Consider the following 13,834-nt stretch of genomic DNA (forward strand, 5'->3'; position numbering starts at 1 on the left):
GTCCACCTTCCCGGTCATGGGGCGACAGGAACGATGAAGGACAGGACAAGGGGATTTGAGAAGACCATACGCCGGTCAATGCGGTAATTGGCGGTCATCGCGCAGAAAAGGGAGGCTTATCGACTGTGGAAAAGGTGATCATTCTTCTGGCGATTGGATATGCCATTGGATTCTATATCCGGGGGCGTCGTGCGACGGCCGATCTGGCACAGGCAGGGCAGCAGATTGCCGAGAGGAACACGCGGCTTCAGAGTCTGGATCGTCAGATCGCGGGGCGCGATACAGAGCTTTCGTCTTTGCGCCGCCGAATTTCTACGCTGGAAGCACAGGCTGTCGACCAGAAGAAGGACGCGGAGCGTCGGCGGCAGTATTTTCAGGACAACGATCTGTCCAACACGCAAAATCAGCTACATTTCATCAGTCAGTGCAGCCTGCGCGCCGTCCGTCCCGTCAACAAGGAGGCTGTGCAGGTACTCTACGCGCTCGACGAGTGAATCAGGACATATCAGCCCGACTGGCGTTTCGCCTTCGAGGTTTCGATGGGTGGGTTCATCAGAACGACTTACGACCCGGAAGATCCGCGTCAGAAGCAGGCTTTCAGCTCCTATAGCGGCAAACGTGTCGATTTCCTGCTGATTGATCGTTTTGGCAATCCGGTCCTGGCGGTCGAGTATAATGGTTCGGGGCATGATCTGTCCGGCGATGCGGATGCTCGTATGGCGGTGAAGCGCCTGGCCTTGCAGAAGGCGGATATCCCGCTGCTCGAAATTCCCGAGAGGATGAGCAAGCCCGATATCTTCACGGCACTTTCGGAGAAAGTTGGATTGCTGGAACCAGAAAAAAGAACAGGCTAATGGCTCCGCCCTCGCGCCGGCAAGGGTTCGCGTCAGCGCGCTGACGCCTCCCGATGGGGTATCCCCGATCTTCCTGCGCTGCGCTCCGCTCCGTGCAGACCGGGTGATACCCCTCCCCATCGGTCGCCCTTGTCGTTGCTACCCCGCTGCTCGCCGCGAGGCAGTGGAACAGCGGGGGCTGTTCCTCGCGGAACAAAGGGCAAAGACCATGACCGGCAACACCACCACGGCGACCGATTTCCGCAGCACCATCCTCAATGTCGACAGCGTGCAGCTTATGCGCGCACTACCTCGCAATGCGGTGGATTTCATCCTGACAGACCCGCCTTCCCTGGCGAATTATCAGGGCAGGGACGGGCGGAAGGTCCGCAACGATGACAATGCGCGCTGGCTCCGGCCGGCCTTCAACCAGATGCATCGTGTCCTGAAAGGGAGCGGGTTTCCAAGGCCAAGCGGGTTGCCCCGATCCTCTACGAGGCCGGCGGCCAGCGGGTCGAGATTCATGGCCTAGCCGAGCATGGCATGGCCACGATCTGGGATGCGGACGTGCTAATCTGGGCCGCCAGCCAGATCGTCGAGGCCGAGAATGGTGGCCTCAGGACATGCCGCTTCCTGCGCTTCACCCCATATCAGCTTCTGACGGCCGTCGGCCGCGCCACGGGCGCACGGGATTATCGACTGCTCAAGGCTGCATTCGCCCGGCTGCAATCGACCGTGATCCGCACCACCATCCGTAACGGCGAGCACTGGCGCCGGCACCAGTTCTCCTGGATCAACGAATGGGAGGAACGGATGACTCGCGACGGCCGTGTCGAAGGCATGGAGTGCGTTCTGTCGGGCTGATTCTATCGCGGCGTCATCGACCGCTCGTTGGTCCTGACCATCGACCCGGCCTATTTCCGCCTGACGGGCGGCATCGAACGCTGGCTCTACCGCGTCGCTCGTAAACATGCCGGGCATCAGCCGCAGGGCTGGCTGTTCGAGATTCCCCATCTTCACGAGAAATCCGGCAGCCTGGCGCGTGTCTCCGATTTCGCGCTCGACCTGCGGCGAATTGTTGGCCGCCAGTCGCTTCCCGGTTATCGCCTCGCGATCCGGCGCGAGGAGCTGCGGAAACTGCTGCATATTCGTCCCGTCAATTTATCCACAGTGCCTGTGGATGACAGTGTGGACGGACACGGGATTTCGGGCGCAGGGACTATCGGGACTTCGGGCGCACGAACCCCAGCTAAGCCTTTGGCCTGAAACGCGGAATCGCGCTCCTAACTTAGAGTCTAACTTTTTGATGTTGGGGCGACCGGATACGGACCGTGGTGCCGGTGCCATCGACAGGCTGGGCAAGGCCCGGTCGCGGTGGGTGACACCGTGCGCTAAATCGTCGGCGATACCACCAGTGGTGCAGGTACGACTAGGCGTGTGCATATCCTGGTCAAGCCGACGCGACCGGATCTCGCCACCAAACGGACGGTGCGTGAAGCCGCACTCAGCATGCGTCGAGGACTTTGTCTTTCAGAATAAAATAAACTGGTGGAAAAGGGTTGCCGCATCACGGCAGTCGCAAGACAAACAATCAGCCACATGTGCCGGTCATGCGATATCTGAAACCATGATACGGTTTCCGCAGGGAATCGCACGAATGAGGAAGAAATCAGGAGTCCGAAAAAAAAACTCATCATCTGTCCGGGCTCATCGTCAGAGATAGCCAAGCGTGGTTTTCGCGATGAGCAGCGCGCAGAGCGTATATTCCGTACAACCATCAGGTGATGGACGGATTTTGATGGCCAGCTCCAGAATTCTCCAAGAACGACCTGAAGCAGCACCAGAAAGGCTGTCGTCCAGTGAAGGATGATTGTCGGCCTGTCGTAGCGCAGGGTATCGGTGATGTCCGGCACTGGATAGGACGTGCATGTCCTGATTAAAAATGAGGGCTGAATACTATCCGGTATCACACTTTCCTGACGGGACGCTGAACAGAACAGATTTTCAAAAATATAAATAGTACTGAAAATAAATCGCAATATCATAATAAAATACCTGTTGTTATGGGATGTTTTAGCTTCTAATGCTGAGCTGTACTGATCCAGAGCTATAGGTTATCTTATGTCGCGTCTTCACCCTCAGACCGAACGCCATGCAGTGGAGAAACTGGGCTGGCTGCGTGCGGCTGTCCTCGGTGCCAATGATGGAACTTTGTCGACAGGCAGCCTCATTGTCGGGGTCGCCAGTTCCCACGCGGAGCATGGCAGTATTCTCATCGCAGGCCTGTCGGCGCTTGTTGCGGGAGCCCTCTCTATGGCGGCTGGCGAATATGTTTCGGTCAGCTCTCAGGCGGATTCGGAACACGCCGATATCGCCCGCGAAAAACAGGAGCTGGCTACGGACTGGGATGGGGAAGTTACCGAGCTTGCAGGCATCTACCAGGAGAGAGGTCTGGATGAAGATCTCTCTCGCAAGGTTGCTGTCGCCCTCATGAAGCATGATGCGCTGGCCGCGCATGCACGGGATGAACTGGGGCTTTCTGAAGCTACCGCAGCACGCCCCCTGCAGGCGGCGTTCGCCTCGGCAACAGCCTTTTCTTCAGGCGCCACCTTGCCCGTCATGGCGGCCGTCCTGACGCCTGTGAGCTGGGTTTCATGGAGTGTATCGCTTATCTCTGTTGTCACTCTCGCTATTCTGGGGGCTGTTGGCGCCATAGCCGGCGGAGCACGGCCTCTGCGTCCCGCATTGCGGGTCACGTTCTGGGGCGTCATCGCCATGATCGTTACGAGCGGGATCGGTCATCTGTTCGGCGTATGACCTATACTCTGGGGGCGTTCATCTGCTCAAAATGGACAGCAAGTCTTATTCCTGCTGACTATACATCGAACTCCTCGTCTCAGTGCCCACAGACGTTTCAGTTATCCCTGCTGTATTCCAGGCCACAACCTTGAGTGTGTGGCTGGTGGTGGCGGGGATGCATATCGCTGCTGGTAACCGAGCGATCAGCTCATCCGCAGAATGCAGACGTAAATCCAGACACTTCTTGGACATGACAAAAACGTTTCTATTTATTCTGCAGAAAGGCTGCCGCACCATCAAATGTCTTCAGTACACTGTGTCTGATAGTTGTCCGGCATAGCGTTCAGGTAACTGTCAGCTTCACCCGGTAAACTGAAATCCTGCCTCGGTTCTTTTACACGACGATACAGAAAGCCGATCAAATTTCATGTGTGCCCGTCATGTCGATTGTCAGACTGTAATTCGCAATTCAGAATGGGGAGGCATTCATGCTCACAAAATCCGTACATTCTTTATCTCTCTTGCCCTGATCACCGTTTGCCTTTTTTCGGAAACCATTTCAAAAGCCAAAGGCCAGAACCTCACATTCTCTCAGGGTGTGGAGGCGGCCTGGACCATCGATCCGGGCCGAACTGAAATGAATACGAACTATCGATCGGCTTCGGCCCGGGCAGAAGCCGCCGGTTCCTGGTTTGCAGGCGGTCCGACCGTATCGGGTCAGTATTTTGACGATCATGCCATAGGCAGCAACGAAGGTTACACAACCTACGAAGGCGGCGTCTCCGTTCCGCTCTGGTTGCCCGGACAGGGAAGCGCCACCGTCAAAACCGCCAGAGCTGAAGCGCTGACTGTGCGGCAAAGGCTGCACGTGCAGCGGATGGCGGTCGCCACGAGGGTGCTGGATACCTCCGCCGGTGTGCTGGTGGCGCGGCGACGTCTCGGTATCGCTCAGGCCCAGCAGGAGGCATTGGAGAAAATCAGGCTCTCTGTTTACCGTGGTGTACAGTCAGGCGAAATGGCCCTGGCTGACGAACAGGCTGTTTCCGCAGAACTGGCAAACGCATCCAGTGAATATTCACTGGCTACCGAACAGGTTGAAACGGCGACATCGGCGCTCCGCATCGTGCTGGGCCGCTCTGGCGTTCCGGACATCCTTGCCTACGATGATCCGGCTGTGGCCCGTGCAAGACTGACTTCCGTCAGAATTCTCGAAGACAACGATCCACGTGTGAAAGCCGCCCAGCAGGCTGTCCACACAGCAGAAGAGGGCATGCGTCTGGCACGGGCTTCTTTCATGCCCAATCCGGAAGTCGGCATCAGCGCGATTCATGAAAAACAGTATGGCAGTCCGTGGGATGATCGGGTGGGGGTTACAGTGTCCATGCCGCTCCCCAGTGATGTCCGGGATGTTCCGATGGAGGCCGAGGCCAGAAACAAACTGGCTGCGGCCACCAGCCAGGAGCAGCAGGCGCGTCGCAGCGTACGCCAGGAACTGACGCAGGTTTTCGCCCATCTGACGGCCGCAAAAGACACATTCAGAAATTCTGTGTCGTCTGCAGACAACATGAACAGCCGCGCAAATGAGATGGCCCGGTCATGGCAGGCAGGAGAGACATCCCTGATCGAACTGTTGCGTGCCAGAGCTGCCGCATACAGTGCACAACAGATGCGTAATCAGGCGGAGATCGCCTGGCATGTCGCCATTATCCGGACATTAATCGCAGCAGGAGAATTTCAGTGAGTTTCAGACCTGTTGCTATCAGGTGCGGAAGGGGACTTCTGGCGCTCTTCTGTCTCTCCGGTGTGTTAAGGCACCCCGCAGTGGCGGCGGAAAACGAACCGGTCATCACGATGGGAGCGGCGGCGCAGACCAATGCAGCCCTGACGGTTTCAGTGGTGCAGTCCGGCGTGCTCGGCAAGACCCTCGATGCAATGGGGACCGTCATGTCCGAGGCGAACCGTAACGTTCGCATTCACCCGGCAGGTTCCGGAAAAGTTCTGACCATAGCCGTTGTTCCCGGACAGCATGTCCGTAAGGGCGAGGTGCTTCTCACCTATCAGGACCACTCCCTGCATCTGGTCCGTCTTGAGATGGCCAGAGCCCAGTCGGCGCTGGCGACGGCGCAGGCGGCCTACCAGAATGCCGCCGCTTCCTACAGCCGGGGGCGTATGCTGGAAGGCGCTACGGTCGCTGCCGGTGAGACCAAACGTCGTCTGGCGGTCTTGCAGGCAGCGAAAAACGATATTGCCGCCCGGCAGGCCGATATCGACACGCTGAACCATCAGCTCAAGGAGGAATACAACTCCGTTACGGAATCCGACAGGGTTCAGACCAGGACATCCGATGAGACATCAGCGATCATCGCGCCTGCCGCTGCGGAAGTGCAGAATGTATTCGTCGGTGTTGCGGACGATGTCTCCCCCGCAACGGAGCTGATGACCCTGTTCGATATCTCTTCCGTGTGGATTGTCTCGGACATTCTCCCGCAGGACGCCGCTCAGGTGGTGGAAGGCGGCGAGCAGACCACGGAACTCGTGTCGGACGCAGGGACGACCCTGCTGACATCGAAAATAACCTCGGTCGGTGACATGGCGGACCCGGCCACGGGTCTCGTTCGTGTCATAAGCACGGCTCCCAATCCGGAGGGCCATCTTCATCCCGGCATGTTCCTCAACACCCATCTGCCGACGCGCGAAAAGACGGCAGGCATCATTGTGCCGGAAAGCGCTGTCACGGAAATCAATGGCGAGAGTTTCGTCTTTGTGCCGGCGGGTCCGAACCGTTTCCGGCCACAGGAGGTGCATGTTGGTGCTGCAGGCAATGGGCAGAAAGTCATCACCTCCGGCCTCTCCGCCGGGGAGCGGATCGTGACGCACGGCGCATTCGCCCTGAAGGCGGTGATGCTGGTGTCGGATATGGATGACGGAGACTGAGAGCGTCATGCGTAGATTTCTCTCCGCTCTTCAGGTCCGGCGCTGGCTGGTGCTCGGGATCCTCGGTCTGATTTTCATCGCCGGATGCATCACCGTGCGCGGCCTCCCTGTGGAAGCTGTGCCGGACATTTCCCCCCGGCAGGTGCTTGTGTCCGTTGTTGCGCCGGGTCTTGCCACGGAAGAGGTCGAGCGGCTCATCACCTTTCCGATCGAGGCCAGCATGGCGGGTATCCCGGAGATAACGGATCTCCGGTCGGTCTCCCGCTCGGGGGTCTCCGTCGTTTATCTCCAGTTTGCTGACGATACGGACATCAATCTCGACCGCGCTCGGGTGCAGGAACGGCTTCAGCAGGCCAGAGACGCGATATCCGTGCCCGGGATCAGCGTGAATATCGGACCGCTGGCGACCGGGCTTGGTGAGATCATGCAGTTGCAGATCAAGGGCGACGGTTATTCCCTGATGGATCTGAACCGCCTGATGACATGGACGGTCGCGCCCCAGCTGAAGCTGGTACCAGGTGTCGTGGACGTCAACGTCAACGGTGGCGCGGAACAGACCTTTCAGGTAGCGCTCGATCAGGCCCGCCTTCTGGCACTCGGCGTGTCGGTCGATGACGTTTTCCGGGCCGTGGACAGCAACAACTCCGCATCCGGCGGCGGCTGGATCGAACATGGAGAGGAACAGCAGATCGTCGTCGGGCGTGGGCTGATTGGTTCGCTCAAGGATTTCGGTTCTGTTCCGGTCCGCACCAACGCCAACGGTTCCGCCATCTTTCTACGTGATGTCGGACGTATTTCCATGGGACCGCGAACACGGCTTGGGGCGGTCACGCGGGATGGTCAGGGCGAGATCGTCATCGGCGTCATCATGATGCGCATGGGAGCGAGTTCGGACGCCACGCTGGCCGCCATCAATGCGGCGCTTCCCGATATTCGCCGGTCCCTTCCCAAAGGCGTGACGCTTGAACCTTATTATGTCCGGTCGACACTGACGGACAGCACCATCAGAACGGTCAAGGAAAACCTTGTCGTCGGCGCGCTTCTGGTGATCAGCGTCCTGATCGTGGTCATCGGTGACTGGCGGGCGTCTCTGGTCATCGCGTCCGTCATTCCGTTTGCGCTGGTCTGCGCCATGACCGGCATGCGCTGGTTCGGAATTTCGGCCAATCTGCTGAGTCTCGGAGCCATTGATTTCGGGATGATCGTCGACAGTTCCCTTGTCGTGGTGGAAAGCCTCATGACCCACCGCGCGCGGGATCAGGCCAGCGGGCAGAAGACGCCGCTGGCCACTCTTGCGATTGCATCGGCGTCGGAAGTGCTTCGTCCCGTGAGCTTCGGCATTCTTGTCATTGTCATGGTCTATCTGCCGATCCTGACCCTACAGGCCATCGAGGGCAAGATGTTCCGGCCCATGGCGCAGACAGTGATCATGGCCCTCCTGGCTTCGCTGTTTTACTGCATCGTCGGCGTGCCGGTGCTGGCGGCTCTGGTGATGAAATCCGTCGGCCGTCACAACGATACGCGTCTGGTGGCCGTTCTGCGACGTGGATATGGTCCTGTCCTGAACTGGTGTGAGCATCGTCCCCGGATACTTTTCGGCACAACGACGGTCATTTTTGCATTTTCCATCTGGGTCGGGCTGCATCTCGGCGGGGAGTTCATCCCTTCTCTCGGAGAAGGCGCGCTGACGGTGACAACGACACGCCTGCCCGGCATATCGCTGCCTCAGGCTCTGAAGGAAGTCAGTATTCAGGAGCGTATCCTGCGCCGGTTTCCTGAAGTCACCGCCGTTGTCAGCAACACGGGAACATCGGCGATTCCCACTGATCCGATGGGCGTCAACGAGACGGACAGTTTCATCTTCCTGAAACCGCCATCCCAGTGGACTACGGCGCGGACACAGGAAGGCCTCGTGACGGCGATGAGCGGGGTGCTGAGCGACGAACTGCCGGAAGTGGCGCAGTCATGGAGCCAGCCGGTGCAGATGCGGATGGATGATCTCCTGTCCGGCGTCCGGACACAGATCGCCGTTTCAATCTATGGTGATGATCTCGATACGCTGGCACGACTGGGCGACCGGGTCGCTGCCGTTCTGCAGGCCGTGCCCGGAGCCGCCGATGTTGCGCCACAGGGAAAGGGGACCGTTTCCTTCATTCATATCGACATCGACCGCAGGCAGGCCGCGCGTCTTGGCGTCTCCCAGCAGGAACTTCTGAATGTGGTTGAAGCTGTCGGCGGTCACATAGGAAAGCCCGTCACGGTCGGTGACGCCCTGATCAGCACGCAGGTTCGTTATGATCCGGCCCAGGTCGGCACACCGGACCAGATCGCCCGCCTCAGGATACGTCGCGCGGACGGACGCGGGGCGGTTCTGCTTTCCGAGGTGGCGAAGGTCACGGTGCAGGACGGTCCCCCCCGCATTGGTCGGGACAATATCCGCCGTCGCCTGATCGTGCAGGCCAATGTGCGCGGGCGTGATCTGAGTTCCTTTGTGACGGAAGCGCAGAAGGCCGTCAGCACGAAAGTCAGTCTGCCTGCGGGCTACCACATGGTCTGGGCCGGGCAGTTCCAGAATCTGCACTCGGCGATGGCGCGTCTGGAAGTTGTCGTGCCGATCGCTCTGACGCTGATTTTCGCGCTGCTTGTCGCCGCCTTGAATTCCATTCGACTGGCCGGACTTGTTTTCATCAATCTGCCCGTCGCCGCGACAGGCGGTATTCTGGCGCTCGCGCTTCGCGGCCTGCCGTTCAGCGTCTCGGCAGGGATCGGGTTTATCGCCCTGTTTGGTGTGGCGGTTCTGAACGGTGTGGTGCTCGTCACCGCCATAAGTTCCCTGCGTCTGGCGGGAAAAGATGCGGCGCGTGCAGCGTTCGAGGCGGCTGAAGAGCGTTTCCGTCCGGTCATGGCGACCGCTCTGGTAGCCAGTCTGGGCTTCATTCCCATGGCGATTTCGACCAGTGCGGGCGCCGAGGTCGAGCGACCGCTGGCCACGGTTGTGATCGGCGGACTGATCTCCTCGACCCTTCTGACGTTACTTGTGCTGCCGTCGCTCTATGCTCGCGTCATGAAAAATCACGTCTCATGAAAATCCTGATCATCGAAGATGAAAGTGCGCTTGGCTCGGCTGTCAGGGACCGTATCCGGCAGGCGGGTCATGTCGCCGACTGGTTCAGAACCCTCTCCGACGCCCGTGCGGCGCTGCGAGCCTCGTCCTATGATTTTCTGCTGCTGGATCTCGGTCTTCCGGACGGCAATGGTCGGGACCTGCTGCGGGAAATCCGTCGTGATCGCTCCCCGCTGGCGATCCTGATTACGACAGCGAGGGATCAGATCAGCGACAGGATCGCCGGATTATCGGACGGGGCGGATGATTATATCGTCAAACCTTATGATCTGGACGAACTTGTCGCCCGCATCGAGGCTGTCGCCCGACGTTATGTGGCGCTGCCCGACAATGTCGTGACGATTGGCGATATCGAGATCGATCTTTCCCGTCGGCAACTCAGACACAGCGGACAGGATGTCGATCTTTCCGCACGGGAATGGGCGATTGTCGAGCTTCTTGCCCGTCGCCCGGGGGCGCTGTGCAGCCGTGAGCAGATCGAAGATGCTCTCTATGGTCTCAGTGATGATGTGGAAAGCAACGCCATTGAGGTTTTCATCAGCCGGATACGTAAGAAAACGGAAGCCGGTCTGATCGTGACAGTCCGCGGACGGGGCTACAGCCTCGCAGGAACGGCGTCACGATGAAGCGCTGGAGTCTGGCGTCCCGCATTGTGTCCGGGACTCTGATCATCGTGCTCGGTGCCCTGGTGCTTCTCAGTGTCCTTGTCGCGGCCTTTACCCGTTATGAAGTCACGGAACGTCTCGACAACTCCTTGCAGGAAGTGGCCGAACGCCTGGAATTTGTTGTGGGTGAACTGGATAAAAACGGTCCGGCATCTGCCGTGCCGGGCGGACATGTCGCGCGCCTGCCCGGTGTGAACCGGCGGACTCTGGCCTATCAGATCTCCACGCCGGAGGGGCAGCTTGAAGTCAGGTCGCAGAATGCGCCGGAGACGCCGTTCGTTCCACATCTGGATGCGGGATTCTACAATATTCCGTCATTCCGGGTGTATGTCGTCCCTTCTGTCTCCAGCCATCATTACATTCTGGTGGGCGAGCCGACTTTTCACAGAACTGAAGCCGTCAGGCGGGCTATTCTGATTTCAGTCCTGCCGATGGTGATCTTTTTCCCGGCGATCTGGCTTCTGGTCCGCTGGCGTGTGCGTCGCGCCATGCAGCCTCTTACAAGTCTCCAGCAGGAAATCCGAAGCCGAGGGGGAACCAATCTGGCTCCAATTCCGCCGCTGGATCTGCCCGAAGAGCTTGTCGCAATCCACTCCGCCGTCAACCTTCTGCTGGAGCGTCTGAAAATGGCGCTTTCCACCGAACGTGCGTTCGCCGCCAATGCAGCCCATGAACTCCGTAATCCCATCGGAGCGCTTCTGGCGCAGGTGCAGATTCTGAAAGGCATGCTACAGCACTCGGAACATGATGAACGTGCGACAACCATCATGCATCAGGCCCGCAGAATCGGCCGGATGATGGAAAAACTGCTTCAGCTTTCGCGCGCAACGTCGGGCATTGCCCTCGCGGAGGACAGATTTGATCTGGTGCCTGTCATCCGGTTTCTTGCGCAGGAACTGGAGCGGGAAAAAGGCCAGGTCATCGAACTTTCAGGAACGCCACACCTCATGATTCGAGGTGATATGGATGCTGCTGGTATCCTGTTTCGTAACCTTCTGGAAAATGCCGTTCTTCATGGCTCTTCCTTACAGCCGGTACGGGTGGTTATCACAGAGGATTCTGATGTTCTGATCTCCAATGACTGCGATCCCCTCACATCCGAAATTCTGCAGGATATGGAAAAGCCTTTTGTGAGAGGCGCAACAGATGCGGAAGGAAGCGGGCTCGGACTTGCGATCGTTCGCCAGATATCGCTTCAGCTTCGGGCTGATATCGTGATTACTTCTCCTGTTCCGGGAAAGACAAGAGGTATTACCGTTTCCATCCGCTTCCCTTCTGGTGACACTGAAACCAGCGCAAGATTTAAAGAGATCGAACCTGTATGACACACCGCTTTTTCGTGGAACATCTTTGGCGAACATCCAGTGTCCGGTTGGCCTGATAGGGGATACGTCGGAAACTGCCATGAAATTCGACGGCTTCCGCCCGTGAAAGGTCGGTCATCCGCCAGCTTTCGAATTTTGGGACAATGAACAGTTCTACCGAGCGTCTGTATCTCCCTTGTGTTCTGGGGGGCAGGTGCAACATCGGCATATTCGTCGAGAAAGTGCCTGAAGAAGCTCGTGACGGTCATCAGACTGTCTGTCAGCCGGATTTTCTCCGGTATGAACCAGCGCAAGGATACTGATAGCTTCATCTCGGGTGAGATCCGCAGTCTCCAGGGCCCCCATGCTAGCCGATCGGATGGCGTTGGTTGTCGCCTCCCGCCAGAGCGGGAATTGCATGACGTAGCCAGACTGAAGCAGTTCAGAGGCATCGCAACGCGTCTCCGTATCATCCACGTTAACTGACGACACGTCCTGAATTATAACCATATCTAATAGAATATAGATCTTTATATAACCTGCACATATAATATTATAAAGAGAAGGTCTTGGACGGATAAGTCGGAATGGCCTTAAAATAATCCCGAAATGAACAGTGCAACAATTTGACGCGTCATCAGACGGCTACTGGATGACCGCTTCTGACTGTCGACGCGGGTTCACTCTTTACAAATAAAAGGCATCTTTCCGGATGTCGAAAAGACCTTGGATGTTATGAATGCAGAATGCTCATGAGATAGCGTTCCTTCTGGCACGTTTTCAGTTCGCCTTTACTGTTGGCGTTCATATTATCTTTCCAGCCTTTTCAATTGGTCTTGCTGCATACTTGGCCGTTCTCGAGGGATTATGGCTGGCAACCGGTCGGCAGGTTTTTCTCGATCTCTACCGATACTGGATCAAGGCCTTCTCCGTCGTCTTCGGCATGGGAGTCGTGTCCGGTCTGGTCATGGCCTACGAATTCGGCACGAACTGGTCGGTGTTCTCAAAGAAGGCGGGACCGATTACCGGCGTCCTGCTGTCCTACGAAGTCATGACCGCTTTCTTCATGGAGGCCGGCTTCCTCGGTGTGATGCTGTTCGGCATGAACAAGGTGGGACGAGGGCTGCATTTCGCCGCGACCTGCTGCGTCTCGGTCGGTACGCTGATCTCCATGACCTGGATTCTGGCGTCCAATTCATGGATGCAGACACCGCGCGGTTACCGGATCGACCCTGCGAACGGACAGTTCCTGCCAGATGACTGGCTGGCTATCATCTTCAATCCGTCCTTTCCGTTTCGCCTCGTGCATATGGGACTGGCGGCGTTCCTGTCTGTAGCTTTTGCCGTTGGCGCAACAGGCGCGTGGCACCTCCTGAAAGCGCGGCGGCAGGGCAGGATTTCAAGCGAGCCCGTGCGTGTCATGTTCTCAATGGCCATGTGGATGGCGGCCATCATCGCGCCACTCCAGATTTTTGCAGGCGATGCTCACGGGCTGAACACGCTGAAATATCAGCCTGCCAAGCTTGCTGCGATGGAAGGCGACTGGAACAGCGAGGGACGTGCGCCGGAGCTACTGTTCGGTATCCCAAACATGAAGACCGAACATACGGATTACGCCATCGGGGTGCCGCTGCTGGGATCGCTGATCCTCACGCACAGTCTGGACGGCAAGGTGCCGGGGATGAAGGATTTCCCCCGTGACCAGCGGCCGCCGTCTCCGGTCATCTTCTTCTCGTTCCGTATCATGGTGGCTCTGGGCGTTCTCATGATGCTGGTCGGGTTCTGGTCACTGTGGCACCGGCGGAACAGCACGCTCTTTACCAGCCCGGCCTTTCATCGCGTGGCGCTTTGCATGGCTCCCGCCGGTTTTCTGGCCCTGCTGTGTGGCTGGATAACCACCGAGGTCGGTCGCCAGCCCTGGACTGTTTACGGACTTCTGCGGACTTCACAGAGCGTTTCGCCAGTCGTGCTGTCTAGCATGGTGGTGTCGATGACCGTGTTCGTCGTTGTCTACGTCGTCGTTTTTGGTTCGGGTCTCGGCATTCTTGTCCGCATGCTTGGCCGTGAACCCGAGGAAGGCGAACACGACGCCGATCCGTCCCATGCCTCCGATATTCTGGCGACGCGAACCCATCCCGCCATCGTCGATGCTTCTGCTGCGAAAGGTGCTTGAAA

General features: G+C 58.1%; 9 protein-coding genes and 3 pseudogenes. All 12 read left to right on the forward strand.

What is annotated here, in order from left to right:
* Positions 1-125 precede the first annotated feature (125 nt).
* Complete coding sequence (locus EMQ_RS17240; protein WP_018307849.1) at positions 126-494, forward strand: hypothetical protein; 369 nt, start codon at positions 126-128, stop codon at positions 492-494.
* Positions 495-539: 45 nt separating this feature from the next.
* Positions 540-854: a DUF2726 domain-containing protein gene (locus EMQ_RS17245; RefSeq protein WP_018307848.1), complete on the forward strand. Its 315-nt coding sequence runs from the start codon at positions 540-542 to the stop codon at positions 852-854.
* 208 nt (positions 855-1,062) lie between these two features.
* Positions 1,063-1,296 (forward strand): annotated as a pseudogene (locus EMQ_RS17350) (DNA methylase); the annotation flags it as partial.
* Between the two features lie 56 nt (positions 1,297-1,352).
* A pseudogene (locus EMQ_RS13650) lies at positions 1,353-2,099 on the forward strand (replication initiator protein A).
* A 90-nt stretch (positions 2,100-2,189) separates the two neighbouring features.
* Positions 2,190-2,324: pseudogene (locus EMQ_RS17255) on the forward strand (P-type conjugative transfer protein TrbG); the annotation flags it as partial.
* A 630-nt stretch (positions 2,325-2,954) separates the two neighbouring features.
* Positions 2,955-3,650 (forward strand): VIT1/CCC1 transporter family protein, encoded by a 696-nt coding sequence (locus tag EMQ_RS13655; RefSeq protein ID WP_010668756.1) that lies wholly within the window; start codon positions 2,955-2,957, stop codon positions 3,648-3,650.
* 619 nt (positions 3,651-4,269) lie between these two features.
* Positions 4,270-5,373 (forward strand): TolC family protein, encoded by a 1,104-nt coding sequence (locus tag EMQ_RS13660; RefSeq protein ID WP_231367917.1) that lies wholly within the window; start codon positions 4,270-4,272, stop codon positions 5,371-5,373.
* An 80-nt stretch (positions 5,374-5,453) separates the two neighbouring features.
* Positions 5,454-6,566 (forward strand): efflux RND transporter periplasmic adaptor subunit, encoded by a 1,113-nt coding sequence (locus tag EMQ_RS13665; protein WP_010667274.1) that lies wholly within the window; start codon positions 5,454-5,456, stop codon positions 6,564-6,566.
* A gap of 7 nt (positions 6,567-6,573) precedes the next feature.
* Complete coding sequence (locus tag EMQ_RS13670; protein WP_026200008.1) at positions 6,574-9,651, forward strand: efflux RND transporter permease subunit; 3,078 nt, start codon at positions 6,574-6,576, stop codon at positions 9,649-9,651.
* The gene (locus EMQ_RS13675; protein ID WP_010668474.1) at positions 9,648-10,316 is read left to right on the forward strand and encodes a response regulator transcription factor; all 669 of its coding nucleotides are present in this window, start codon (positions 9,648-9,650) and stop codon (positions 10,314-10,316) included. The genes EMQ_RS13670 and EMQ_RS13675 overlap by 4 nt, the downstream gene beginning before the upstream one ends.
* Entirely contained in the window at positions 10,313-11,680 is a 1,368-nt protein-coding gene (locus EMQ_RS13680) for a sensor histidine kinase (protein ID WP_018307843.1), read from the forward strand. Before EMQ_RS13675 ends, EMQ_RS13680 begins: the two co-directional genes overlap by 4 nt.
* Positions 11,681-12,398: 718 nt before the next feature.
* Positions 12,399-13,832 (forward strand): cytochrome ubiquinol oxidase subunit I, encoded by a 1,434-nt coding sequence (locus EMQ_RS13685; RefSeq protein WP_018307841.1) that lies wholly within the window; start codon positions 12,399-12,401, stop codon positions 13,830-13,832.
* Positions 13,833-13,834: the final 2 nt, after the last annotated feature.

The sequence above is a fragment of the Acetobacter aceti NBRC 14818 genome (assembly GCF_000193495.2).
Classification (GTDB): domain Bacteria; phylum Pseudomonadota; class Alphaproteobacteria; order Acetobacterales; family Acetobacteraceae; genus Acetobacter; species Acetobacter aceti.